Origin of the sequence: Saliniramus fredricksonii (assembly GCF_900094735.1) — a bacterium.
In the GTDB taxonomy this organism is placed as follows: Bacteria; Pseudomonadota; Alphaproteobacteria; order Rhizobiales; family Beijerinckiaceae; genus Saliniramus; species Saliniramus fredricksonii.
The window spans coordinates 1320499-1344789 of record NZ_FMBM01000002.1; the positions used below are offsets into that span (position 1 = coordinate 1320499).

Consider the following 24291-nt stretch of genomic DNA (forward strand, 5'->3'; position numbering starts at 1 on the left):
TCATGATCAGGCGGCTTTTGTGGTTATGCTGAGGATGGGATCGATCTCCTCCTTGTCGATCTGTGCGAATGCCTCGACCATCATGTAGCGGCTTGATGTCTGCCATTCGTCATTCTGCTCGAAGAGCACGGCGCCGATCAAACGCATGATGGATGCTTCATTGGGGAAGATCCCGACGACGTCGGCGCGTCGCTTGACCTCCTTGTTCAGACGTTCAATTGGGTTCGTGCTGTGCAGTTTGGTGCGATGCTGGCGCGGGAATGACATGTAGGCCAGCACGTCGTGCTCGCTGGCATCCATGAGATCGGCCAGTTTTGGCCAGCGCGGGCGCAGTTGCTCTGCGACCTTGCGCCAGGTTTCGCCGGCATGGGTGCGGTCGGGTTGATCGAAGGCCTGTCGGATGGCAGCGGCGACGACAGTATGCTGACCACGCGAGACATGGGCCAGGGCGTTGCGCATCCAGTGGACGCGACAGCGTTGCCAGGTTGCTTCGAAGACCCGGGCGATGGCGGCTTTGAGGCCTGTATGCGCGTCGCTGATGACCAGTCTGACGCCCCCAGGCCGCGAACGCGCAGGGATCGAAGGAACTCGGTCCAGAATGTCTCGGCCTCGGACGGGCCGATACCGAGGCCGATGATCTCACGGCGTCCCTCGGTGTTGGCGGCCACGGCGATTATTGCGGCGACTGGTACGATCCGTCCGCCCTGGCGCACCTTCAGATAGGTGGCGTCGAGCCAGAGATAGGGCCATTCGCCGGTGAGCGGGCGGTTCAGGAACTCGCCGACACGTTCGTCGATGTCCTTGCACAGCTTCGACACCGTGCTCTTCGAAATGCCGCTCAGCCCCATGGCCTGCACCAGCTCATCGACGCGACGGGTCGAGACACCACTGATCCACGCCTCCTGGATGACGGCCACCAGCGCCTGTTCCGAGGTCTTGCGCGCTTCGAGAAAGCCCGGGAAGTAACTGCCTTGACGCAGCTTGGGAACCCGCAGGTTCAGCGTGCCCAGACGGGTATCGAGAGCGCGCTCTCGATACCCGTTACGCCACGTCGTGCGTTCGCCGCTGCGCTCGTGCTTGCCAGCGCCGATCAGGCCTTCGACATCCGCCTCCATGATCAGCTGCAGGACGGCCTCGGCAACGCTGCGCAGAAAGTCTCCCTGATCGTGCTTGGCCAGAAGTTCGGACAGGTCCATGTTCGTCTTGGTCATCGGGGTCTCCATGTGGTCCGGGGTTGAAGTCAGCAAACTCCACCTCGACCATACACCTCGATGGCCACCCAGGATCACACCGTTGACGGCACTGAAATTACACCAGCTCCTTGGACGCTACCCAAGACGCTTGCCGGAATGGGCAAATGGAACATCGATATCGTCAAACGATCCGATACGGCGCAGGGCTTCGAGGTCTTGCCCCGCAGATGGGTCGTCGAGCGAACATTCGCCTGGCTCGGTCGATGCCGCCGCCTCGCAAAGGACTGGGAGAAAACCATCGAGAGCACCACTGCATGGCTGACCGTCGCCCACATCCGCATCGTTACGCGACGGCTCGCAAGATACTGCTAAACGGACTGAAATTATGAGTCAGACACTAAGACGTTACCGTTTTTACGCAGATTGTTCAGGCTGTGGAAGCCGAAAATCGACGGCTTGCGGGTCAGATTACGTTTCGTTAAGGGTTTGCGGGCTGAATACATTCTGCAGCGGAAAATACTTTCTGCTGCCTGGGGTAGGAATGCCGGGGGCGGTCGTTCCTGCCGTAACGTCCACGACACAGCTTCGCTGGAAATTACGGAGAGGATTCATCTTAATGACTGCTTTTGGTACGGTATCTCACCGTCGGCGTAGCCTTGTGCCTTGCGCAGGATCCTTCAGGCCATCACGCGCCTGCCTCGCCCTTCTGGGCTGCGTGTTGCTGGCATCGGTGCCCGTATTCACCGGCACGGCCTCCGCCAATGACCGGGTCTCCGCGACAACCATGCAGCAGGCCGAGCGCAACACGGCGGCGCCGTTCGACACGCGGGAGCGCGCGCGCACGCGATCAGGTATCGGGCGTCGTCCCCTTGGACGTGCGCCTTATGTATGCACGCCGAGCGGCTTCGGTCGTACGGCGTCCTGTCAGTTGCGCGGGCGCAGCAGTTCCGCATTCAACTGATCCGCTCGCGCTTGCGACAATGCCAGGACCAGGCGCTTTCGACGATGCGTAACGGGTCGCTGTAACGTGCGCTCCAGCCGAGCAGAGTGTGCGCGCGCTGCGCATCGGCGATGAGCTCCGGCGGATCGCCAGGGCGGCGCGGGCCGTAACGCAGTTCGACCTGGCGCCCGGTTACAGCCTCGACCATGGTGATGATCTCGCGCACGGACATGCCGCGACCGGCGCCGAGATTGAGCGGCTGCGAGGCGATGCCGGAATCGAGCGCCGCGAGCGCGCGCAGATGCGCATCGGCCAGATCGGCCACGTGGATATAGTCGCGAATGCAGGTGCCGTCGTGGGTTGGATAGTCGATGCCGAAAACCGTCAGCGGCTCCCCGCCCGAAGCGGCTTCGAGGGCGAGCGGTACGAGCCTCGTTTCCGGTGCGTGATCCTCACCGATCTCGCCATCAAAATCGTCGCCGGCGGCGTTGAAATAGCGCAAAGCCAGCCAGCGCAGGCCGTGGGCGCGCTCGAAATCGGCGAGCATGTGCTCGACCATCAGCTTAGAGGCGCCGTACGGATTGATCGGTCGCGTCGGCGTGCTCTCGGTGATCGGAAGCTGCGACGGCTCACCATAGACGGCACAGGTGCTCGACAGAACGACCTTGCCAACACCCCCGTCGCGCAGCGCCTCCAGCAGCGTCAGGGAACCGGCGAGGTTATTGCGGTAGTACTTGCCGGGATCCGCGATCGATTCTCCAACATAGGCATGCGCCGCGAAATGAATGGCCGCCTGCGGTCGGTATTGCCGGATCGCGGCATCGAGGGTGGCGCGATCGGTGATGTCACCATGGACGAGCGGACCCCAGCGCACAGCCGCGCGATGCCCCGAAACGAGATTGTCATAAACGACAGGGTGATAGCCGGCACTCGCGAGGGCCTTGCAGGTCTGTGCACCGATATAGCCGGCGCCGCCGGTGATGAGAACCGTGCTCATGCCGCCCTCATATGTTTTGTATTGTGACTGTGCCGTTTCGATGCACGACTTAGCGGTGGATAAATATCACACTTGCGCGTTTTCATTTCATTCAGGTTTCGTTGCCAGTGTTCATGAGCTGGTTTTGTGGCAGATCTCACCTGATGGTGAAAGAAAACGGTGGCCCCATGTCCGATGTCATCCGGCCATGCTTGCGACGCATGGGAATGAGCAATCTGGTCGCGCGTCTTCTGCTCACAGGCCTGATGGTGATGTTCGCGCCCTTCAATGGATCCGGGGAGGGTTCCGGGCCCGCCGAGGCCTCGCCCCTCGATCACGTCGCTTTCGGCGTCTATGACCCGCATGGCAGCTTTGCCGGTGCTCGCGAGCCGGCGATCGAGCATATCTTCGTCTTCTGGCAGGCGCTCGATCTGCGTGATTTCCGCCATCGCCTCGACCAGGCGCGGGCGAGCGGGCGGATCATGATGGTGACCGTGGAGCCGTTTACGCGGGCGCCGAACTGGCGCGATGGCGGGGACCAGCTGTTTCAGGAGATCCTGCGGGGCGGTTATCGTGATGAGATTTCGACAATCTGCGGCACGCTCGGCGATTTCGGCGGGCGCGTTCTCGTGCGCTGGGGGCACGAGATGGAGAAGCCCACTGGCCGATATCCCTGGGCACGCCGGGATGCGCGCGGCTATCAGGCGGCGTTCCGCCATTTCGTCGATCAGTGCCGCCGCATGGCACCCGAAACGCGGTATGTCTGGAGCCCGGTCGGCGAGCGCAATATGGGCGCCTATTACCCGGGCCCCGCCCATGTCGATTTCGTGGGCGTCTCGTTGTGGGGCCTGCAGAGCTATGACGAGCGCTTCCATCGCGGCGTGCGCGACTTTCCCGCAAGCTTCCGCGAAAAGTATGACCGCGCGGCGCGTTTCGGCAAATCGGTGATCATCGCCGAGCTCGGCGTATCCGGTGACCGCAACTATCGCGAAAACTGGTTGCGCTCGCTGTTCGAGACGCTGGCGCGTTCCGAGAGCTTCCGCGCCCTGCGCGCAGTGGTCTATTTCAACGACAAGGAACCGCATTACTGGCCCTTCGGTCTGGGTTCGCCGGACTGGCGGGTGACGCCGGATCAATGGCGCGCCGTCCAGACATCGGCGTTGCAGCGTCTTGCTGCCCGCTGATGCCTGACCGTTGCCTCTGAACGCCGCGCGAGCGGCGCAGCGTCAGGAGCCGCTCCGGCGTGCGACTTCGGCCTTGTTGCGATCGTAACGCGAGAACACTGCATCGCCCGGACGAAGCTTGTTGATCTCGTCACCCGGACGAATCGGGCTGTCGGCGAAGACATACCATTCGCCATCCGGTTGCCGGCGCTGGAATATCCGCGCGCCGTCGGTACGGTGCTCGAAGCAGGTCGCGGCGACACCTTCACCGCCCACCGATGCCCAGTTTGCGCGAAAGCACAGATTGCCAGTCTGCGTCATGAACCAGTTGCCATCGGCATAGGAGGCGTCCGCCCCGCTTCCCGTCCAGGCGACGAAGGTCCGGTCGCGAGCGTTCAGAAAGCCTGCGCCGTCATCCCATATCCAGGTGCGGTTGCCATAGATGCGTTGCATCGACGCGATGTTCAGCGGCTCTGCGGCCATCGCTTCACGGGCGATTTCGCTGGTTCCCTGCACCGCGCCGGGGCCCGTATCCTGACATCCCGCAAGCAGCAGGCCGGCAAGCGCCGCTGCCGGAATTGCCGTTTTCTTCAGCTGCGTTCCCAACATGACACGCTCCTCAGCGGCGAACGGGGTAGATCGGGCGGTCACGCATGACGCGCCAGTTCGGTAGCCCGAGATCGTAAGGCCAGGGATGGACTTCCTGATCGTTGAAGTAGATGACCTCGCGCAGTTCCGTGAATGCGTCGAAGGGGCGGGTGACGTCGTCAGCCCACGAGGCGAGATAGGGCTCCGCGCCTTCGTATCCGAGTTCCGCGACCCAGATCGGTTTGCCGTAGCCGACGGTCAGATCGTAGCCCTGCTGCAGGCTCTCGGCGAAGCTGCGCGGGCCTCCATATTCGATTTCGTCGTATTCATCGAGGCCGAAGACGGAGAGGCCGACGATGTCGACGACATCGTCACCCGGGTAGTAGTCAACCAGTGCAGGCTCGCCCTTGGGCGACCACATCAGCTGCGCCTCGGGCAACATCTCGCGGGTAATCGCGGCCATGCGCCGATAGGCCTCGATGTAATCAGCCGGCGCCCAGTTCTGCCAGGAGAAACGGCCCGTGGTGCTCTCCATTTCCTGAGCCCAGCGAATGATCAGCGGACTGCGGAAGCCGGCGACCGCGCGCAGGATCGAACGCATGTTCTCGTCGCGGAAGCCGCCGAGAACGAGTTCGCGCAGCTCGGCTTCGCTCACGTTCCAGTCGAGCGCCCAGGACCATGGCTCGATTGTGATCAGGATCTTGCGCCCCCGCTCGCGGGCATACTCATCGGCGACGCCCAGCCCGCCAAGCTCGATGTCTTCCCAAGGCAGGAAGAGGTGCTCGGTGGCCAGCCTGTCGTCCTCGGAGAAGTCGCCATACGGATCGTAGGCGCCGAACAGCGTGCCGGCCTCATGCAGGACGGGGCGCTTGTCGCGCAGCAAGTCACGTCCTGCGAGAGAGGCCGGTTGCGCCATGGCCGGGCGCGTGCCGACCGCCATGGGAGCAAGAGCAGCAGCCATCGCTGCCGTTGCGGTACCACACAGTATTCCCCTGCGGGTGATCCGATTGGATACGCTGCACATCACGCTTTCTCCTTGGATGCCCCCAAAGGCGTTCAGGATATTTGCGCCACCATTTGTGATATTATCTGATTTTTTCGAGGTATTCATCTGAATTCTCCTTCCATTTGCTGCGTAGGAATGCTTATTCGCCCCCGAATCCACGCCAGCGTGGATTGAAATGAATGCTGGGTTCGGTCCCGTGTCCGGCGCCTGATGGCGTGAAGCGTATTTCGGTGAGGGTGAAGGCAGTGATGCCGAGCGAGATCGCATGCAGGCCTTTCGCGCCGTTGCGCTCGGCCGCGGCATAGAGGCCGGAGAGCATCGCGACGAGGCAGGTGGCGATCACGACGCCCGCATAACCGCGGGGCAGGAAGCCCAGTTCGTTCTCGCGCGCATGGCGCCACAGCACGAGCAGGGTGAGGCCTGCATAGATCGCGCCTGTGACGAGTGCGAAGACGTAGAACCCCGCAGCGCTGCCCGGATCCGTTACGGCATAGGCCGTCCAACCCGATGCCAGCGCGATGACGCAATAGGGCATGACAACCCGCAGGGGCAGATGATCGGCGCTGTCCGAGCCCTTCGGCGTCACCCGGAAATCGGCCGGGCGCCCGCGCAGATGATCATGCAAAGCCGCAAGTGATCCCATAAGGGCCCAGGGCCAGCGCAGGAAGAGAAAGGCCAGCCCCTCCCAGGAGAAGATCGGCGCGCGCGCGGGACGAAACAGCCCGGTCGCGCGCCACCAGAAGGCGAGCAGGATCAGTACCAGCGCCAGCGGCAGCATGTGCAGGAAGTAATCGGCATAGGTGACGTTGACAAAATGCTCGCCGGTCACGGGGGCGAAGATCGGCAGAAAGATCGTCAGTCCCATGATCACCGAGAACATCGGATACCAGAGCTGGGAAAAGCCGAACTGGAAACGACGGCGCGCATCGAGACGGGGAATGAGCCCGGGCGACCAGCCGAGCAGGATGGTCACGAGGCTGCGCGACCACTGGAATTCCTGCACCACGAGATCAGCGAAGCTCTCCGGCCCCGCACCATTGGCGATGGCATCAACCGCATGCACGCCACGCCAGCCATGGGCGTTGAACATCAACGTGGTGGAGTGATCCTCCGCGAGTTCGGGACCGAGTCCGCCGATCTCGCGCAAGGCTGCGGTGCGCACTGTGTAATGAGAGCCGATGCAAAGCGGCGCGTAGCCGTCATTATATCCGGTCTGCAGCGCACCGTGCATGCTGGCCTCGACATGCAGGCGCCCGCGCGCCGACCAACTCGCGCCGGCATTGGTGTCGCAGATGCTCGGTGCCGAGACATAGCCCACCGCCGGATCCGTGAACGGTGCGAGCGTATTGCCCAGATACTGGGGCTGCGGCACGTGGTCCGCGTCGAATTGAGCGACGAAGTCGTAGTGATCGTAGCCGTAAGTGTCGTAGAAATAGGCGAGGTTGCCCTCCTTGCAGCGCGTGCGACGTGGCCATTGCGTGCGATGATATGCGGGGATGCCCTTGCGGCAGGACACCTTCACGCCATGCGTGGCGCACCAGGCGAGAGTCTGCTCGTCCGGATCTTCGTCGGCGAGCCAGACGTCGTACCGAAAGCGGTGATCGGGAAGGCGCTGGGCGAGCGCGCCTTCGAGCGTGCGGCGCACGATCGCGAAAGGTTCCGACGGCGCCTTCGTCACCACCATCGCGGTACGCGGCTCGCCAGGCAAATCGCGGGCATCGGCCACGCACAGGCGGGCACGGGCAAACAACGCGATATAATAGAACGGGATCAGCGTGATCCAGGCCAGGATGAAGGTGACCAGCAGCCAGCGTCCCGGCGTATGGATGTGGCCCGGCTGAAACCACCAGATCCAGAAAGATGCCAGAGCGGCGATCCACAAGGCGATTCCGGCGAGATTGACCGCCTTGCGCCAGCCGGTGAAGACGGGGACGAAATATGGCTTGTCCGCGCGTGCAGGCGCCGCGTGAGAGCGCAGCTGGCGCGCACCCTGCAATGGACCCGATATGCCCGATACCGCCATGACACGCCACCTCTCTCCCGCGCTCCGCTTTCGCCCCGCCCCGGAGCCAGCTTCTCGGCAATTCACTCCGCCGGCTTCATCGCCGCGTGATGGACGAGGGGCTCTCCGACCGATGACGCGGGATGACGAAAGCTCTGTCGCGCAACAGATCCGAGCGGCGCGTGATCGCGGCGTGGCTCATCCGCCGTGAAGGCGATTGAAACCGGTGGGTGCGCTTCACCGATGCGGTGCAGATCGAAACCGGCGGCGCGCCAGGCAGCAGGCGCGAGGATGTTGCGCAGATCGAAGACCTTGCGCCCGCGCATCAGACCGGCGACGGCGCGCGGATCCAGCGCCGCATATTCGCGCCAGCCCGTGGCGATCACGAGGATATCGGCATTGCGCAGGCAGGCCGCCGGATCCTCGGCGAAGCTCACACCTTCAATCAGATCGCGGGCCGCCTCCATGCCGCGCGGATCGTGGGCGCGGATCTGCGCGCCTTCGCGCCGCAAGGCCTTGATAATGGCGAGCGCCGGGGATTCACGCATATCATCGGTCTCGGCCTTGAAGGTGAGACCCATCACCGCGATCCGGCATGCACTGACATCGCCACGGATGGCCGCACGAATGCGGCGCCCCATCGCCCATTTGCGTGCCTCGTTGACGGCGCTGGCCGTCTCGACCATGCGCAGCCCCACCGCACGCTCGCGGGCGCTGTGCAGCAGCGCGCGCAGGTCCTTGGGAAAGCACGAACCTCCGTATCCGGGGCCGGGCTGCAGGAAGTCGGTGCCGATGCGGCGATCAAGGCCGATTCCGGTGGCGACATCGCCGATATCGGCATCCCAGGCTTCACAGAAATCGGCGATCTCGTTGATGAAGGAGAGCTTGACCGAGAGGAAGGCGTTGGCGGCGTATTTGATCGCCTCCGCCGAGCGGCGTCGGGTGCGCAGAATTCGCACGCCTTTTTGCGCCAGCGGGGCGTAAATCGAAGCGACGATATTGCCGGCACGGGCTGTCTGGGCCCCGATGACGATGCGGTCAGGCTCCATGAAATCGGCGATCGCCGCGCCCTCCTTCAGGAATTCCGGATTGGAAACCACGCCGAATTCGAGTTGCGGTCGCATACGCCGGATCAGGCCTTCGATCATGTCGCCGGTGCCGACGGGAACGGTCGATTTCATCACGACGATGATCTCGTCGCGCGCATAACGGGCGATGTCGCGGGCCGCCGTGACGACGCAGCCGAGATCGGCTTCGCCGTCCTCCGGGCGCGGGGGTGTGCCGACACAGATGAACGCCGTTTCCGCCCTTGCAAGCGCGCGGGCAGGATCCGTGTCGAAGCGCAGATGGCCGTTCGAAGCCGTGCGTGCAACAATCGCCGCGAGACCGGGTTCGTAAATCGGGATGTCTCCCCGGAGCAGCGCGGCAATCCGGCTCTCGTTCGGATCGATACAGGTAACGTGGTGCCCCAGATCCGCAAGGCATGCCGCACTGACGAGGCCGACATAGCCCGCACCGAGAATGGTGATTTCCATGATACTCTCCCCCGGATTACGCTTGAACTGCCGCGATGCCATGCATCAGATGGCGGCTGCGAAGGGTGGTGCGACTGCCGCCGCGACACGCTTGCGCGGGCGCGTCTGTTCCTCGGCAAGGCGCCGATCGAAATACCGGATTGTTGCGGCGAGCCCCTCCTCAAGAGGCACGCGCGGCTTCCAGCCGAGGATGTTCTTCGCGCGGCTGATATCGGGCCGGCGGCGCTGCGGATCATCGACGGGCAGGGGCAGGCGCAGGATGCGCGAGCGCCCGCCCACCATGTCGAGCACCATCTCGGCGAGCTCGACCACGGTGATTTCGTGCGGGTTGCCGAGATTGACCGGTTCCGCCGTGGCCCCGGGCGCGTGCATCAGCGCATCGAAACCGGCGATGAGATCATCCATGAAGCAGAATGAACGCGTTTGCCGACCCGAGCCATAGATCGTCAGATCGCGCCCCAGCAGGGCCTGGACGATGAAGTTGGAGACGACGCGCCCGTCTTCCGGATGCATGCGCGGGCCGTAGGTGTTGAAGATGCGCGCGATCCGCACCGGCAGGCCGGTGGAGCGGGTGAAATCGCTCAGGATCGTCTCGGCGAACCGCTTGCCTTCGTCGTAGCAGGCGCGCGGCCCGATGGGATTGACGTTGCCGTGATAGGATTCCGGCTGCGGGTGCACCGTGGGATCGCCATAGACCTCCGAGGTAGAGGCGTGGAAGATCCGCGCATTGTCGCGGCGCGCCCGAGCCATCACGTTCCAGACCCCGCCTGCGGAGGTCAGCGCCGTCTTCAGTGGATCGAGCTGGTAATGAACCGGTGATGCCGGACAGGCAAGGTTATAGATCTCGTCAAAACGCGGCAGCTCCTCCGGGATCGGCAGGATGATGTCGTGTTCGATTGCACGAAAACGCGCGCTTTCAAAGGCATCACCGAGATTGGTGACTGAACCGGTAAAATAATTGTCCAGGCTGATGACTTCGTGACCCTGTTTCAGCAGCAGGTCGCACAAATGTGAGCCGAGAAACCCGGCTCCGCCCGTCACCAGAATGCTTCGCGCCGCACGCTTGCTGCCTGCGCGCAGATCGATGCCGTTTTCGGTTATCGACGCCATGTCCAGCCTCCACGATCAGGCATTTACAGGCCAATACACGCCTTTTTCGCCTCTGATTTCGTGGATGGAGCCTGCGGGGGTAACTAAATTTTAACAATCTACCAGAATCGGTGTGCGCGGTTTTACGCGTGAGCGGCGCCGAGGCGTCAGATTACGCTCGATTGCAACGTATAAACACCTAGTTTTCAGCCAGACAGCTTTTGTCATCAGGCGTGTATTCGTTGGTTTGCTTGTTCGGAAACCGTCACCGGATGCTGATTCGATTGGTGATTTTGCAATCGTCAAGCAATCTTGTAAATATACGTACTGACGGTTTGGCTCCAATTTGCGGCGCACACTACCGGATTCGGTAGATTGATCGTTAACCCTGTTAGCGGGACACTTCCCCTGCATTCAGCTCGGGAAGACTGAATGCGCAAGTGACCAATCGTGAACTGCAGGCTCACCGCCCCCTCGACCGCCGAAGTCGCTTCGGTGCTCGAACGAGCTCGTCTGTTTGCCGGTCACTGCCGGACCAGGTACCGGGCGCCACCCCCGGTCCTGGTCCGGCTTATTCGCAGCAACGGCCTCATGTCTTCTTGTGCGAACGCCATGCGTTCGTGCAACCCGGCTCCTTGGGCTGACGTGAGCATAACCGAAAGGGAATGAACGTCATGAGCAATCATCCGCACGGCATTGACGACTCCTTCAACGCGAGCGCTGAAGATTCCTTCAATGCGACAAACGCGAACAACGCGTACGACAACCAGTCCGAAAACGAGTATTACAACGACAGTTTCAACGATAACTCGACGGACACCGATATCGATCAGACCCAGAACGTCGATCAATCGCAAAATGCTGATCTCGATGTCGATATCGATGACAGCCTGAACGATCAGTCGACGACGAATAATGCGAATGGCTCCTTCAATGCGACGGACAATTCGGATAATTCGGACAACACGAACAATGCCGACAATTCGCAGTATTTTGCGCTCGGCTTCGATCTCGATCACGAGGATATCGACGACTCGTTCAACAGCACCGATGTCTCCAGCGAGGATAACTCGGTTGATGACTCGTTCAACGACGAGTCCGACAACAGCACCACAACGGAGCTGGAGGATTCCTACAACGACAATTCCGACAACAGCACGAGCACCGTGTTGCAGGATGCCCAGAACGACAAGAGCGTGACGGATTCCTTCAACGACCAGTCGGATAATTCCGTCGATGTGGCGATGGAGGATATGGGGAACGACAAGTCGAGCACGGCGAACAATTCCTTCAACGAGATCGACCAGTCCAGCAATGCCGACGACTCGTTCAACACCGATGTCGGCATTGATGTCGGGATCAGCGACAGCCTGAATGAATCGACGGACAGCTCGGTTGACGGCATGATCGCGGTGGAGGGATCGACCTTCGACGCGATCAGCGCCATCAAGGACGCGCTCAAGGGCGACGGCATGAATCTCGCTTTCTCGTCAAACCAGATCAGCGAGATCATGGACAACGATACCCTCCACCATCCGACGTTGAACAGCAACAGCGAATGGGGCCAGCACGCGCACGCCAATGGCGGCGAGGCGACCGGTATCTATGCGAAGGACGGCTTCGGGGTCGATTCCGCCGAGGACATGGCCTTCCAGGCCGTCGGCGATGCCGATGCCATGGTCGGCCAGGAGGCCTTCAACCTCTCCATCGCGATGGGCAACAACATCCAGTTCAACGCTCTGGATGCCTCGGTCGTGGGCGGCAATTCCGCGATGACCGCCGGCGACGATCTGGCCGCGTGATCCGCGCCTGATACTGATCTGCATCCCCGCGCGCGCCGCGCGTGCGGGGATGCGTCCCGGACCGGGAGGCCGCCATGAGCATGATCGTCACCACCGAACTCATCTGGCATTTCGCAGGCTATCTGCAGATCTTCAAGACCATCAATGCCGAACGTGCGGATTTCGCGGGCGAGACGCCGCCACTGCCGGCACTCGCTTTCGACGAGGACCCTGCGGAATGGATCGAGGCGCCTCCGGGCGATCCCGCCGATGATCTCGCGGCGATCCGCATCAACCTTTTCCAGGCCGGCCCCGGCGCGCCTTTCAAGAGCGACTGGTTCGAAGGACGCGACTTCGCTTCCTTTCTGCCGTTACCCGCTTTCTTCGGCCCGCTGATGCCCTTCGTGATGAGCGTTCAAGGTGCCGCGACCGGTGCGTTCATGCTCATGAGCCGCGATACCGGCCCGCTCTACAAGATCAGCTTCGGCTCCGGCGGCGACAGCCGTCTCGTCGAGCTCGCGCAATCGAATGCGCTCACCGATATCGACACGCTGCTTGCCATCGATCTCCTCACTGACACGCGCATCGCTCAGGAGAGCGCATTCGTGCTGACGGAGATGATGAGCGAAGCGCGCGACGCGATGCCCGTCTGGGCGAGCGATCTGCCGGGGCAGGGCATATCCTTTCCCGCCTTCCTCGTCGGTGAGGCCGAGACGGCTTTCGCGGCGCAGAATGCTGGTGATACGGACGAAACCGCCGCACCGGCCCCGCGCGACGGCGTCTTTCGCGACGGCGCGCGCATCGAGGCCGATGACGCGCCGGAATCGCCGCTGACCACACTTTCGCTCTCCGGCGCGCTCGATCCGGACGCCGAGACCGGCGCGGAGATCCAGTTGATGGCGCGCCCGGCCCCCGATGCTTTCGGCACGGCGGCGGCGAGCGGCGGCAATGCGCTCGTCAACGAAGCCGCGTTGATCGACGCGCTCATCCCCGCGCGCACGCTCGCCGTGATGGGCGATGTCTTCCAGCGCGATGCCATCATGCAGATCAACGTGCATTCCAATACCGACATCGTGGCGATGAACGGCGCGATCCAGTCCGCGATGAAGGATCAGGGACATGACGACACGATCACCAATCTGGCGATCGTGTCGCACAATCCGGTGACGCTGCCTGCCGCCACCGGGCTCAATCCGAACGGGCTCACCGTCAATGTCGATATCGCCGATCAGGACATTTTCGACGTCAGGACGCTGTTCCAGCAAAACCTCGCCGATGACGGCGACCGGATATCCTGGGGCGGCACCGATGCCTGGTCGATGATGGGCTTCGGCGGCAATCTCCAGGCCAATGCGGCGCGGCTCGCCGATCTCGGCAAGAGCTATGATCTCGTTGTGGTGATGGGCAGTTATTACGCGCTGAATTTTATCGGCCAGATCAACATCCTCGCCGACGACGACCTCACCGCCCTGTTCGGTCCGCCCGGCGAAGCCGCGCTCGATTACCGCTCCGAGCCGAATACCGTCTTCAACGAGGCACGCATCGACAAGCGCGGCGAACAGGACTGGACGGGGGTGGACCCGGATGCAGCCGATCTCTTCGCGAAACTCGCCGCCGGCGCGGATCCGGGCATGGAGGCTTTTGCCGGGATCTCAGGCGCCGCGACGGGGCAGCTCGATATCCTCGTGGTGACGGGCGATTGGTACGACGTCTCGGTGCTCTGGCAGGTCAACATGCTGTCGGATCGGGATTTCATCGCAATGACCGGCGAGGAAGAGGGCGAGGTCGTCACCGGCGGCAACATGCTCGTCAACAATGCCACCATCGTCGATTTCGGCGCCTTCCACGCCCAACATGCGGGCGGCGAGGTCTATCAGGACCTGATGCTGTTTCAGGCCAACATCGCCTATGACAGCGGCGAGCCAATGATCGCGCAAGGGAATGGCGCGGGCGACACGCAGATGCTCGCCACCGAGTTCATCGCATTTCTGGATCAGGAACTGGTCCAGGAGGACTCTGTCGCGCCGGCACCGTCGGTGGCGCTCCAGCATGAGGACGCGTTCGGGTCGGTGATGGCCTGAGCGCGCGACTGATCAGGGGAGACGAAACCAGGAAAGCGGGGGAGGGGCATCATGAACAAGCTCGGCGACAGTTTCGCGCCGGATCCGGCGCAGGGATCCGACAGCCAGGAGGCGGTGATGAATGCGCTTGAGCAGGATATCCGGCTACGCGTGGCCGAGATCCGCGCGCTCGCTGCGGGAAAGGCGCCGGCTGCCCCTGTACCGAATGCACCTGAAGAGATGCGCCGCAAGCAAATGCGTGGCGAAGCCCCCCTTCCGCCTGATCGCCATCACGACAATATCCGCGAATTGCCGCTCAAGCGCGACGCTTCGGGTGGCGACAAGCCGCCTCCGCCCAAGGAAACCGGCGGCGGTGGCGGAGGAGGCGGCACGCCCCGGCTTGAGAGCCGGCGCGAAGGCGGTGACTTTCGCGACATTCTCGGGCGCGGCCTTGCAGGCGTGCGCCGCAATCTCTGGGTCGTCGTCGTTTTCTCCTTCTTCGTGAACATCCTCGTCCTGTCGATTCCAATCTATCTCTTTCAGATTTCCGACCGGGTTCTGTCGAGCCGCAGCATCGACACTTTGATCATGCTCACAGCGATCGTCGTCGCCGCGCTGCTGGCCCATGTGGTGCTCGACATGATCCGCCGCTTCATGCTGATGCGGGTGGCGGTGGATTTCGAGAGCCGGCTCGGCTCGCCGGTTCTCGCCTCGGCGGCGAAGGCGGCGCAGGGCGGCTCGATTCGCGAGTTCCAGGTGCTGCCCGATCTCCAGCAGATCCGCTCCTTCCTCACCGGCGGCGTGCTGCTCAACATCCTCGATGCCCCGGTCGCACCAATCTATCTGCTGGTGATCTTCCTGATCCACCCCGATCTCGGCATGATCGTCGCCGCGACCGGCATTGCGCTGCTCGCTGTGGCCGGACTCAACCAGAGACTGACGGCGATGAGCTTCGCGCGCGCCAATGCCTTTGCCGGGCGCGCCAATCTCCAGGCGGACTCGATGGCGCGCAATGCGCAGGTGATCAATGCCATGGGCATGATCCCCGAAGGCGTGGGGTTGTGGGGGCGCGATACCGCCGAATCCCTGCGCTCGCAGGTCTCGGCGCAGGATCGCAACATCGCCATGACGGGCCTGTCGAAATTCGTGCGGCTTTGCACCCAGGTCGCGATCCTCGGCTGGGGGGCGTTTCTTGCGCTGCAGGATCAGCTCACCGGCGGCATGGTGATCGCCGCCTCGATCATCGCCTCGCGCGCGCTCTCGCCGGTGGAGGGGACGATCGAGGGCTGGCGCCATCTGGTGCAGGCCCGCTCGGCCTTCCAGCGCATCCGCTCGCTCCTGCACACCACGCCGCTGAACCAGCCGCGCCTGCGCCTTCCCGATCCGAAGGGCCGGCTCGATGTCGAGCGGGTGCTTTATGTGCCGCCGCCCAACAAGCAGGTGATCCTCAACGGCGTGAGCTTCTCGCTGGAGCCCGGCGAGACGCTCGCGGTGGTGGGATCGTCCGGTGCTGGAAAGTCGACACTGGGGCGCATGCTCGTCGGCGCGATCACCCCGACGGCGGGCTCGGTGCGGCTCGATGCGATGGATCTGCGCAACTGGGATCCGCGCCAGTTCGGCGAGAGCGTCGGCTATCTGCCGCAGGACGTGCAGCTGTTTCCCGCCACCATCAAGGCCAATATCGCGCGCATGCGCACTGATGCCGATGATGCCGCGATCTTCGCCGCCGCCGAGCTCGCCGACGTGCACGAGATGATTTCCGGCTTTGCGCAGGGCTACGAAACGCTCGTCTCGATCGACGGATCGCCGCTCTCGGGCGGGCAGAAGCAGCGGATCGGCCTCGCGCGGGCCTTCTTCGGCAACCCGCGCCTCGTCATCCTCGACGAGCCCAATTCCAACCTCGACACGCCCGGCGAGATGGCGCTCGCGCGGGCTCTCGGGCGTGCCAAGGAGCGCGGCATCACCGTCATCGCCATCACCCAGCGCCCCGCGCTCCTGCGCAGCGTCGACAAGATCCTCGTCCTGCGCAACGGCGCCGTCGAGGCACTCGGGCCGCGTGACGAGATCCTGCGCCGGCTCTCCACCACGAAACCCGTCGCGCCGCGTCCCGATCAGGGTGGCAAGCCGCAGGATCAGGGCAGGAACGACAAACGGCCCGATAGCGGCCCGCAACCGGGAGAATGAGCCATGATGGACGATTGGAGCGCCGACATTCCCCGCAGCACGCGCGGCGCCATCTTCTACGGGATTGCGGTGATTGCGGTCTTCGTCTCCGTCTTCGGCGTCTGGGGCATCGCCGCACCGATCTCCGGCGCTGTCGTCTCCACCGGTTATTTCGTCGCCTCGGGCCAGAACAAGATCATGCAGCATCTCGAAGGGGGCGTGATCGCCGGGATTCTGGTGTCCGAGGGCGATCTCGTGCGCAAGGGGCAGGAGATCATCACCCTCGACCAGACCGCCGCCGCAGCAGAGCTGCGCCGGCTCGATTTGCGCGCGGCGCGCCTCGCGGCCATCAAGGCGCGGCTGGATGCCGAGATCGCCGGTGCGACACGCATCAGCTTCTCCGAGGCACTGCTCGCCGAAGCGCAGGCGGATCCGGATATCGCCGAGATCATCGCGGCGCAGACGGAGACCTTCGAGGCCCGCCGGCGGCATGTGGGGAGCGAGATATCCACGCTCTCTGCCGGCATCGACGGGCTCAACGAGCGCATCATGGGTGCCGAGGCGCAGCGCGCGGCGATCGAGCGGCAGATCGCCATCATTGCCGAAGAGCTGGAAGGCAAGGAGAAGCTCCTCAGCGACGGCTTCGTGCGCCGCCCGGAAGTGCTCGCCCTGCGTCGCGCACAGGCCGGCCTTGATGGCGAGGTCGGGCGGCTGGTGGGTGACATGGGTGACTCGCGCGAGCGCATCGCCCGCATCAACGAGCAGATCCTCTCCGTGCGCAACGCTGCGGCCAAGGTCGCGGTGGAGCAATCGCAGGAGGTCGAGGCCGAGTTGAAGGACGTGCGCGAGCGCCGCCGGGCCGCTGCGGACATGGTCGAGCGCAGCGCGATCATCGCCCCGGAGGACGGCATCATCGTCAAGATGCGCTATCACACGCCGGGTGGTGTCATCGAAGCCGGGAGCCCGGTCGCGGAGATCGTGCCGCTTGATGCTGATCTCGTCATCCAGGCACGCGTGCGCCCGCAGGATATCGACAGCGTCCGCATCGGGCAAAGCGCCTCGGTGCGCCTCACTGCGCTCAACAAGCGCACGACGCCGATGGTGGAAGGGCGCGTGACTTATGTCTCGGCGGATGCGCTGCCGGCGGAACTGGGACGCGAGGCGAGCGGGCAGGATGGCTTCGTGGCCCGGATAAGGCTCGACGCGCGCTCTCTCGCCAAAGTGAGCGATTTCGCACCGACGCCGGGCATGCCGGCGGAAGTGTATATCAAGACGCGCGAGCGCAGTTTCGCCGAATATCTGCTGCAACCGGTCAAGGACAGCATGGCGAGGGCATTCAGGGAGGAGTGATGATCATGGATGAGGCTATTGCGGCGCAAAACAATCTGAGATTTTCTTTCCTGTCCAAATATCCTTGAAATCGAATTGTATCAAGAAATTTGAATTTCATCATACATTTTGATTCTGTGTTTAATCAAAACCAGTGTAGGGTAGTCGACATGCGCTCGTTGATCGTCAAATGGGTTTTCTAAAACACATCGTCAACAGAATTTGGGTAGTCAGATGCGTGATCTGAAACTGAGTGCAATAAGCGGACGACAGACCGGGTTCGGGGGGCGCCTCATCATTGTGAGTGCGCTTCAGCTCGTGCGGGAATGCATCCAGGCCGAAATACTGCGCAAGTATGCGCTCACACAGATTTTGCATGCCGCAACGGTCGAGGCTGCCAACGCCTTCGAGCCGGCAGGTGAAGACATTCTGATCGTCGATGCCAGTCACTCGGATGCGCATAACAGCCTGCAGTTCCTGAGTGCAGCTTTCCCCGGAACCCGCATCGTCATGCTCATGCTCGACGGCGTGGCCAATATCGGCATTGCGGACACGGTGAAACTGCCACCCTCACTCGATGCCCTGCTCTTCATGATCGGAGCGGCCTGTGGCTTGCGGGTGGAGACCCGGGAAGAATCTGCGCATCCGATCACGCCGCCGGCGGAAGGTTGGGCCAGGCTCACGCCACGCGAGCGTGAGGTGGCGTCCGGTGTGCTCGAAGGCAATGCCAACAAGGTGATCGCAGCGGAACTCGGCCTGTCGGACAACACGGTGAAGATGCACCTGACGCAGATCATGCGCAAGCTGAAGGTGACCAATCGCACGCAAGTGGTTCTGCTTCTCGGCGGAAGCAGGCCTGAAAAGAAGACACGCGACACGGCACTGCAGCATCTTGAGGTGCACTCTTAGAGTGCTTTCCGCCATCCTGGCATGATGACAATCAACCTCGCGCAACCCCGCGCAACCCCGCAGCGAAGGCCCGGCTTGAGCCGAATGCTCCATATTGCGCATCGTCAGGCATGCCGTTCATGCTCCCGACAGTATCATCAGGCCCGGAGCCTGTGACGCGCGTCCGGCGTCGCTGCCGCTCGGAACTGGAACCAAGTTCAACGGAGACACTTACCCGGTTTCGGTTCCAACTGCCAGTGCAGGCGTCACATCCATCGCATGTTCTTCCCGGAAAGCGCCGGCAAGGCCTGTATGGGAGAAACCGGGTTCGGTTGATCGGCGCCAGGAGGCCGCATGACCGAGTCGATTCAGTCCGTCTCTTTCCTGATCTTTCTGATTGGTGCGCTCGTTGCCACGGCTCTTGTCGCGAAGGCATTGCTTGATCGAACGCGCGTCCCTGCGCTGATCGGCTTCATGGCGCTCGGCTTCGCCCTGCGCCTGGCGGATGACAGGTGGAGCATTCTGTCAGAGCGTGCTGATTTCACCTTCGAGGTTCTGGCCGAGCTCGGGATCATCGTGCTGCTGTTCCGCGTCGGGCTGGAGAGCGATCTGCAGGGGCTTCGTCGACAATTGCGCAGTGCGAGCGTGATCTGGATCGGCAACGTCGCGCTCAGCGCGGGGCTGGGCTACCTCGTGATGATCTATCTGCTTGGTTTTGCGCAGATTCCGAGCCTGATCGCCGCCGTCGCTCTGACGGCGACGAGCATCGGTGTCTCTCTGGCCATGTGGCGTCAGCACGAGGCGCTCGGGACGCGCAAGGGGCAGATCCTGACCGATGTCGCCGAGATGGATGATCTGTCAGGGGTGGCGCTGATGGTCCTGCTTTTTGCCATTCTTCCGGTGTTGCGCGAGACGGAGGGCGCTGTTTCGGCAAACGGCGAAATTTTCCGGGCATTGCTTGGTACGGGTGGTGCCTTCTTTCTGAACTTCGTCCTCTTTGCCGGCCTGTGCATCGCCTTCGCCCGCTACGGCGAGGAGCGCCTGACGACGGCGTTCAAGCGATTTGCCTCACAGCCGGAACTGATGGTCTTCGTGGCCGGAATCGCGATCCTGATTGCCGGTGTGGCCGCATGGCTCGAATTTTCCGCAGCGCTCGGCGCGCTTTTCGCCGGGCTGGCATTCAGCCGTGATCCTGAAGCCGTCAATATTGATGCCGGTTTCAGCGGTGTCTATCATCTCCTCGCGCCTTTCTTCTTCATCGGCATCGGGCTCGCCGTCGAGGTTGACGCGATCGGGGCGGCGCTCTGGATCGGCCTCGTACTGACGCTGGTCGCGATCGCGGGCAAGGTTCTCGGCGCTGCCATCCCCAGCCTGCTCACCACCGGTTCGGTCGGGTCGACCCTGATTGGCGTGAGCCTCGTGCCGCGCGCGGAAATCACCATGATCATCATGGAACGTGGGCGACAGCTCGGCGACTGGGCCGTCCCTGCAGAGTTGTTTGCCGCTTTCGTGCTGGTATCAGTGCTTACCTGCCTCGTGGCGCCGATCGTGCTTGAGCTTCTGTTTCGGCGCTGGCCCGAAGATGTGCGCTCGTGAAGGCTTGCGCGGCTCCGGTGATATTCAGCCCTTGACCGATGGGTCCGGGGCATAGGGATTGCGACATTGCGCGAGCATTTGACCGCAAGGGGGCGATCTTGTCGCGAAGGTGGTGGCAATCTGATGGCGGCGTAATCTCCAGGTGTTCCAACCCATCCAACCGGCGTCGGCAACCGCCAGGGAGATAATGCCATGAACCAGACTACAGACACGACCAAGCGTGCTACTGTGCAGCAACGCCTGTTACGACTCCATCGAGGAACGGCTTCGGCAGAACACTCGCGCTACGATTGAGGCGCTGTTCGAAGAAGAGCTTGCGGCCGTGATCGGACGCTGACGCGACGACTGCGGCGAAAACTTTTCGATGCTGCTCTCGGCGCTGCTGCTTGCCTCCGCTCGGATCCAGATGCGCAAGGTTGATGGATCGAATACCCTCTCTCAACCGATCAATCCGATCACGCTTGACCTCGCCGCCCGAGCGGCGAAACCTTCACATGCCTGGAGCACATCGCCAGGGAATTTCCACCAGATCCGAGACAGGACCCGAGGCCCGTATTGATAGCGCCACTTATCTGGGTAGCCGCATGGAATATGCTGTCAGGAGTGGCAACACGACACTGCTGGTCTCGCGACCGATCGACGAGCCGCGCTTCGCACCCGGTGACCCTGTCGGCATCGCCGTGGACCCTGCCGGCATTACGCGTCTCGACTGAAGCAAAAAGAATGAACGAAGCCATCGCAGATCGCCAAAATTATGCCTGTGACCTCGCGAGGCACGCAGGTGCCCCAGCGCTCGACTTCTTCGAACGGCGCGAGACACTCGCGGTCGAGACCAAGGCGACAGCGCAGGACGTGGTCAGCCATGCCGACCGAGCGATCGAGGCGCTGATCCGCTAACAGATCACTGCGGCCTTCCCCGATGACGCGATCCTCGGCGAGGAGGGCGCGCCCAGACCGGGGACGAGCGGCTTCACCTGGGTGATCGACCCGATCGACGGAACCATGCCGGTCGCGTTCCGGCCCATGCCGTGACGCCGGTTCACCCGGCACAAGTCCATCTGGCGCAGGTGGCACATGCGAAACGCGGAAAAAATCCGGCACGTTCGTGTGCGCCCCGGGCCGGGCAACTCCATTGAGAGCGACCGGTCCGGGTGCGTGTCAGGCTGAGGCGGGCTCTATTGGACGATCCGCCCGTCGAGACCGGGAGCAAAGTCCGGCCTTTCAGCCAGATACGCGGCTAACACATCCGCAATGTCGATCGCCGTGTCGTAGCCGTTTCTCCCCGCGCTTTCGAGCATGGCGTAGCCGTCACCTCCGCGTGCCATGAAATTGTTGGTGGCGATCGTGTAGGTCGCGCCCGGATCGATCGGGGTCCAGCCGTCGGGCGTCGCGACTTCCACGTTGGAAACGCGCCCCGAATTTGCGGGGATGGTGGGATCGAGCCTGAAACGCAGCCCGGAGACCTGCGGGAACCGACCGGCGCCTTCTTCGATGCCGTTGACCCCATGCTCCAGGGCCGCGAGGATCGCCTCACCCGAGACATCCAGGGTATAGAGCGTGTTCTGGAACGGGAGGACCGTCAGAACGTCGCCGACCGTAACCATTCCAGGTTCGAGTGAGGCGCGAAGCCCGCCGCCATTCGTGATCGCCATGGTCACGCCGGCTGCAGCCATGCGCGCAACCATGGCATCGGCCACCGTATTGCCCATCTCGCACTCACCGGCGCGACAACTCTCTCGGCTGCCATCAATCCCCGCACCGAGTTCGGCAACGGGCGTGCGGCGCAGTTCGTCGATCGGCCCGGCCAGTGCAGCGACGCGGGCCGCGACGTCTCCGGCTTCGTCATAGGCGACCATCGTCAATTCGATCGTATCACCGGATGCCGCGATGACGGCACCATCCTCGTCGAACTCGACTGCGAGATCGCCAAGGTACCGCGAGAAGGCATAAGCCTGAACGATCGGCACGGCGCGGCCCGACGGGCTGGCCACCATCGTGGCATAGGCAGGTGCGTCCGCCACGGCATTCGACAGCAGGGTATGGCTGTGCCCGCCGACGATCAGGGAAATGCCGTCGACCGACGCGGCCAGGGCCTGATCCTGCACGAAACCCAGATGCGAGAGAACGATGATGTTGTCGACACCCATGCGCTTCAGCCGGGCTGCGGCTTCGCGCAAATGTTCGACCGGGTCTGCAAACGACACCACTTCCCCGGGCGAGGACAGGAATACGGTATCCGGCGTCGTGACGCCGAGGATGCCGATGCGCACGCCCGCGCGCTCGATCACGAGATGGTCGCGCACCAGTTCGGCCAGCGGGTGCCCGGCTTCGACATGCGTATTGCCCGAGACGATCGGGAATTGCGCCGTGGCCAGCATTTCCGCCAGCGAATCAGGACCGCGATTGAACTCGTGGTTGCCCAGCGTCATCGCGTCGAAACCGATCATGTTCATCATTTCCACTTCGGCCTTGCCGCCGAACGTGGTGTAGAACAACGTCCCTTGACTCTGGTCGCCGGCGTCGAGCGTGAGGACCGGCACACCCGTCTCCGCGATCGCCTCGCGCCGTTTCCGAATTGCGCTGGCAAGCCGTGCGGCACCGCCGAAACAATTGCCCTCTTCAAGCGCGCTCCCGCCACAGGCGCCGGTGCTGGCCGCGACAGGTTCCAGCCGGCTGTGCATGTCGTTGATATGCAGGATATGCACCTGCTGCCCGTTTCCTGCGCGCGGGGAACGCATTGTGAATACGCCGGCACTGGCAACCGCCATGGTCGCACCGGCAATTTGCAGTAGCCGTCGACGGTTGATCGCAGGCATGGCTGCTCCTGTGACAAGTTTGCGATTCATACTTGCGCCCCTCCAGATGATTGAGCCAGCTAATGGAATTATTTGTCCTGGAAACTTGCTTATGAATCAGTTGAGCATCAATTTTGTGACGATGGATACTTTAAATAAGATTTCTGACACTTAATAGACGCAATAATGTTTCGAGCTCACCTTGGGAAAGGCAAGCCTGAAATCCGCGTTTCCCCGGCATGATCCTCACCCAAGCCCGGACATCGCATTGACGCGCCCGTCGCGATGGAAGGCGCGTGCGGCGGCGAAGAAGGCGGTGACGAGAATGTCGGCGGGACCGCTCAGTCGAAACACCGATTCGGCGCAGGGCGGAGCGATGCCGATCACGCCGATGCGCCGGATGGCATCGGTCCGACCGGTCCCGTGGCGCCACATGAAACCGACGCCCATGCGGTTGACGACTGCCTCATAGACGGCGTCACGCGTATCGAGGACGAGACGTGGCCTGGGTGACAATCCGGCCTTGCGGAATGCACTGTCGACGAGCCTTTGCGTCGAAGAGCCGCTGCTGCGGAAAAGCAGCGGCAGCCGGGCCAGCTGCTGGCAATCGACATTGTCGAACCGCGCGATCGGATCGCCCGGATGCGCGATGGCGACGACTTCCTGCTCGATCAGGGTCTCGCGCTCGAAGCGCTGATCCGGCGGCAGATTGGGCAGGATGCCGATATCGACCCGCCGTTCCACCACCGCATCGATGATGCCGGCATAATCGTGCGAGATCACCTCGATCTGCACGCCGGGATAACCACGCTGAAAGGCGCCGATCAGGGCCATGCCGGGCATGGCGTTGCCCAGACCGATGCGCAACAGGCCCGACGAGGTGGCACGCCGGCGCGCGAGAACCTGCTCCGCCCGGGCCTCGAGATGCTCGATTTCCTCGAACAGGCCGACCAGTTCCGAGCAGAACGGTGTCGGTATCAGGCGCCCGTCACAGCGCTCGAACAGGATGGCGCCGCTCTGTCGCTCCAGCTCGCGGATCTGTTGCGTGATCGCAGGCTGCGAAACGCCGACACTGCGTGCAGCGGCTGCATAGGAGCCCTTCAGGGCGACGGCCTGCAAGGCCCGCCGCGCAGCCGGTGAGGGTTTCATGGCGCGATTCCCAACAAGTTCTTAACGCGGATGAAAGT

The 24291-nt window shown here is 62.8% G+C and carries 18 protein-coding genes and 3 pseudogenes; 12 read left to right on the forward strand and 9 right to left on the reverse strand.

Annotated features, from left to right (window positions below; genetic code table 11):
• Window positions 1–6 precede the first annotated feature (6 nt).
• Window positions 7–1211, reverse strand: a pseudogene (locus GA0071312_RS12645) (IS256 family transposase).
• Window positions 1212–1340: 129 nt separating this feature from the next.
• On the opposite strand from GA0071312_RS12645, the pseudogene GA0071312_RS12650 reads away from it, so the two are divergent.
• A pseudogene (locus GA0071312_RS12650) lies at window positions 1341–1565 on the forward strand (transposase); the annotation flags it as partial.
• Between the two features lie 581 nt (window positions 1566–2146).
• Here GA0071312_RS12650 and galE read toward each other — a convergent pair.
• Entirely contained in the window at window positions 2147–3130 is a 984-nt protein-coding gene (galE, locus tag GA0071312_RS12655) for a UDP-glucose 4-epimerase GalE (protein ID WP_074445265.1), read from the reverse strand.
• A 206-nt stretch (window positions 3131–3336) separates the two neighbouring features.
• On the opposite strand from galE, the gene GA0071312_RS12660 reads away from it, so the two are divergent.
• Window positions 3337–4293: a glycoside hydrolase family 26 protein gene (locus tag GA0071312_RS12660; RefSeq protein WP_074445266.1), complete on the forward strand. Its 957-nt coding sequence runs from the start codon at window positions 3337–3339 to the stop codon at window positions 4291–4293.
• Window positions 4294–4335: 42 nt separating this feature from the next.
• On the opposite strand, the gene GA0071312_RS12665 is transcribed toward GA0071312_RS12660, so the two are convergent.
• The 5 genes from GA0071312_RS12665 to GA0071312_RS12685 form a co-directional block, all read right to left on the reverse strand.
• On the reverse strand, window positions 4336–4881 hold the full coding sequence (locus tag GA0071312_RS12665; protein ID WP_074445267.1) for a DUF995 domain-containing protein: 546 nt from the start codon (window positions 4879–4881) through the stop codon (window positions 4336–4338).
• Window positions 4882–4891: 10 nt separating this feature from the next.
• Window positions 4892–5821 carry a glycoside hydrolase family 26 protein gene (locus GA0071312_RS12670; protein WP_238947206.1) on the reverse strand — a complete coding sequence of 310 codons (930 nt, stop codon included), beginning with the start codon at window positions 5819–5821 and terminating at the stop codon, window positions 4892–4894.
• A gap of 184 nt (window positions 5822–6005) precedes the next feature.
• The gene (locus tag GA0071312_RS12675) at window positions 6006–7889 is read right to left on the reverse strand and encodes a glycosyltransferase (protein WP_108721871.1); all 1884 of its coding nucleotides are present in this window, start codon (window positions 7887–7889) and stop codon (window positions 6006–6008) included.
• Window positions 7890–7951: 62 nt separating this feature from the next.
• A complete protein-coding gene (locus GA0071312_RS12680) occupies window positions 7952–9403 on the reverse strand; it encodes a UDP-glucose dehydrogenase family protein (RefSeq protein WP_074445268.1) in 1452 nt (483 codons plus the stop codon).
• A 45-nt stretch (window positions 9404–9448) separates the two neighbouring features.
• Window positions 9449–10513, reverse strand: coding sequence for a UDP-glucuronic acid decarboxylase family protein (locus GA0071312_RS12685; protein WP_074445269.1), 1065 nt, complete (start codon window positions 10511–10513; stop codon window positions 9449–9451).
• 653 nt (window positions 10514–11166) lie between these two features.
• Between GA0071312_RS12685 and GA0071312_RS12690 the strand changes: the two genes are divergently transcribed.
• The 10 genes and pseudogenes from GA0071312_RS12690 (at window position 11167) to GA0071312_RS20610 (ending at window position 21341) form a co-directional block, all read left to right on the forward strand.
• Window positions 11167–12294, forward strand: coding sequence for a hypothetical protein (locus tag GA0071312_RS12690; RefSeq protein WP_131817804.1), 1128 nt, complete (start codon window positions 11167–11169; stop codon window positions 12292–12294).
• A gap of 74 nt (window positions 12295–12368) precedes the next feature.
• Window positions 12369–14354, forward strand: a complete 1986-nt coding sequence (locus GA0071312_RS12695; protein WP_074445271.1) for a hypothetical protein — start codon at window positions 12369–12371, stop codon at window positions 14352–14354.
• Window positions 14355–14405: 51 nt separating this feature from the next.
• Complete coding sequence (locus GA0071312_RS12700) at window positions 14406–16517, forward strand: type I secretion system permease/ATPase (protein ID WP_108721872.1); 2112 nt, start codon at window positions 14406–14408, stop codon at window positions 16515–16517.
• Between the two features lie 3 nt (window positions 16518–16520).
• Window positions 16521–17846, forward strand: coding sequence for an HlyD family type I secretion periplasmic adaptor subunit (locus GA0071312_RS12705; protein WP_074445272.1), 1326 nt, complete (start codon window positions 16521–16523; stop codon window positions 17844–17846).
• 213 nt (window positions 17847–18059) lie between these two features.
• Entirely contained in the window at window positions 18060–18734 is a 675-nt protein-coding gene (locus GA0071312_RS12710; RefSeq protein ID WP_074445273.1) for a helix-turn-helix transcriptional regulator, read from the forward strand.
• 333 nt (window positions 18735–19067) lie between these two features.
• Window positions 19068–20309, forward strand: coding sequence for a cation:proton antiporter (locus GA0071312_RS12715; protein ID WP_074445274.1), 1242 nt, complete (start codon window positions 19068–19070; stop codon window positions 20307–20309).
• A 192-nt stretch (window positions 20310–20501) separates the two neighbouring features.
• Window positions 20502–20643: pseudogene (locus tag GA0071312_RS20360) on the forward strand (IS256 family transposase); the annotation flags it as partial.
• Window positions 20644–20803: 160 nt separating this feature from the next.
• Window positions 20804–21022 (forward strand): TOBE domain-containing protein, encoded by a 219-nt coding sequence (locus GA0071312_RS12720; RefSeq protein WP_074445275.1) that lies wholly within the window; start codon window positions 20804–20806, stop codon window positions 21020–21022.
• 10 nt (window positions 21023–21032) lie between these two features.
• Window positions 21033–21206: a hypothetical protein gene (locus GA0071312_RS20605; RefSeq protein WP_420819964.1), complete on the forward strand. Its 174-nt coding sequence runs from the start codon at window positions 21033–21035 to the stop codon at window positions 21204–21206.
• Window positions 21207–21209: 3 nt separating this feature from the next.
• Window positions 21210–21341, forward strand: a complete 132-nt coding sequence (locus tag GA0071312_RS20610) for an inositol monophosphatase family protein (RefSeq protein WP_420819971.1) — start codon at window positions 21210–21212, stop codon at window positions 21339–21341.
• A 143-nt stretch (window positions 21342–21484) separates the two neighbouring features.
• On the opposite strand, the gene GA0071312_RS12730 is transcribed toward GA0071312_RS20610, so the two are convergent.
• The gene (locus GA0071312_RS12730) at window positions 21485–23125 is read right to left on the reverse strand and encodes a bifunctional metallophosphatase/5'-nucleotidase (protein ID WP_074445276.1); all 1641 of its coding nucleotides are present in this window, start codon (window positions 23123–23125) and stop codon (window positions 21485–21487) included.
• 225 nt (window positions 23126–23350) lie between these two features.
• On the reverse strand, window positions 23351–24253 hold the full coding sequence (locus GA0071312_RS12735; RefSeq protein ID WP_074445277.1) for a LysR family transcriptional regulator: 903 nt from the start codon (window positions 24251–24253) through the stop codon (window positions 23351–23353).
• Between the last annotated feature and the right edge of the window lie 38 nt (window positions 24254–24291).

Bases quoted from the DNA above. Each gene is read 5' to 3' on its own strand.
- galE (WP_074445265.1), bottom strand. From the start codon at position 3,130: ATGAGCACGGTTCTCATCACCGGCGGCGCCGGCTATATCGGTGCACAG.
- GA0071312_RS12660 (WP_074445266.1), top strand. From the start codon at position 3,337: ATGAGCAATCTGGTCGCGCGTCTTCTGCTCACAGGCCTGATGGTGATG.
- GA0071312_RS12665 (WP_074445267.1), bottom strand. From the start codon at position 4,881: ATGTTGGGAACGCAGCTGAAGAAAACGGCAATTCCGGCAGCGGCGCTT.
- GA0071312_RS12670 (WP_238947206.1), bottom strand. From the start codon at position 5,821: ATGGCTGCTGCTCTTGCTCCCATGGCGGTCGGCACGCGCCCGGCCATG.
- GA0071312_RS12675 (WP_108721871.1), bottom strand. From the start codon at position 7,889: ATGGCGGTATCGGGCATATCGGGTCCATTGCAGGGTGCGCGCCAGCTG.
- GA0071312_RS12680 (WP_074445268.1), bottom strand. From the start codon at position 9,403: ATGGAAATCACCATTCTCGGTGCGGGCTATGTCGGCCTCGTCAGTGCG.
- GA0071312_RS12685 (WP_074445269.1), bottom strand. From the start codon at position 10,513: ATGGCGTCGATAACCGAAAACGGCATCGATCTGCGCGCAGGCAGCAAG.
- GA0071312_RS12690 (WP_131817804.1), top strand. From the start codon at position 11,167: ATGAGCAATCATCCGCACGGCATTGACGACTCCTTCAACGCGAGCGCT.
- GA0071312_RS12695 (WP_074445271.1), top strand. From the start codon at position 12,369: ATGAGCATGATCGTCACCACCGAACTCATCTGGCATTTCGCAGGCTAT.
- GA0071312_RS12700 (WP_108721872.1), top strand. From the start codon at position 14,406: ATGAACAAGCTCGGCGACAGTTTCGCGCCGGATCCGGCGCAGGGATCC.
- GA0071312_RS12705 (WP_074445272.1), top strand. From the start codon at position 16,521: ATGATGGACGATTGGAGCGCCGACATTCCCCGCAGCACGCGCGGCGCC.
- GA0071312_RS12710 (WP_074445273.1), top strand. From the start codon at position 18,060: ATGCGTGATCTGAAACTGAGTGCAATAAGCGGACGACAGACCGGGTTC.
- GA0071312_RS12715 (WP_074445274.1), top strand. From the start codon at position 19,068: ATGACCGAGTCGATTCAGTCCGTCTCTTTCCTGATCTTTCTGATTGGT.
- GA0071312_RS12720 (WP_074445275.1), top strand. From the start codon at position 20,804: ATGCCTGGAGCACATCGCCAGGGAATTTCCACCAGATCCGAGACAGGA.
- GA0071312_RS20605 (WP_420819964.1), top strand. From the start codon at position 21,033: ATGAACGAAGCCATCGCAGATCGCCAAAATTATGCCTGTGACCTCGCG.
- GA0071312_RS12730 (WP_074445276.1), bottom strand. From the start codon at position 23,125: ATGCCTGCGATCAACCGTCGACGGCTACTGCAAATTGCCGGTGCGACC.
- GA0071312_RS12735 (WP_074445277.1), bottom strand. From the start codon at position 24,253: ATGAAACCCTCACCGGCTGCGCGGCGGGCCTTGCAGGCCGTCGCCCTG.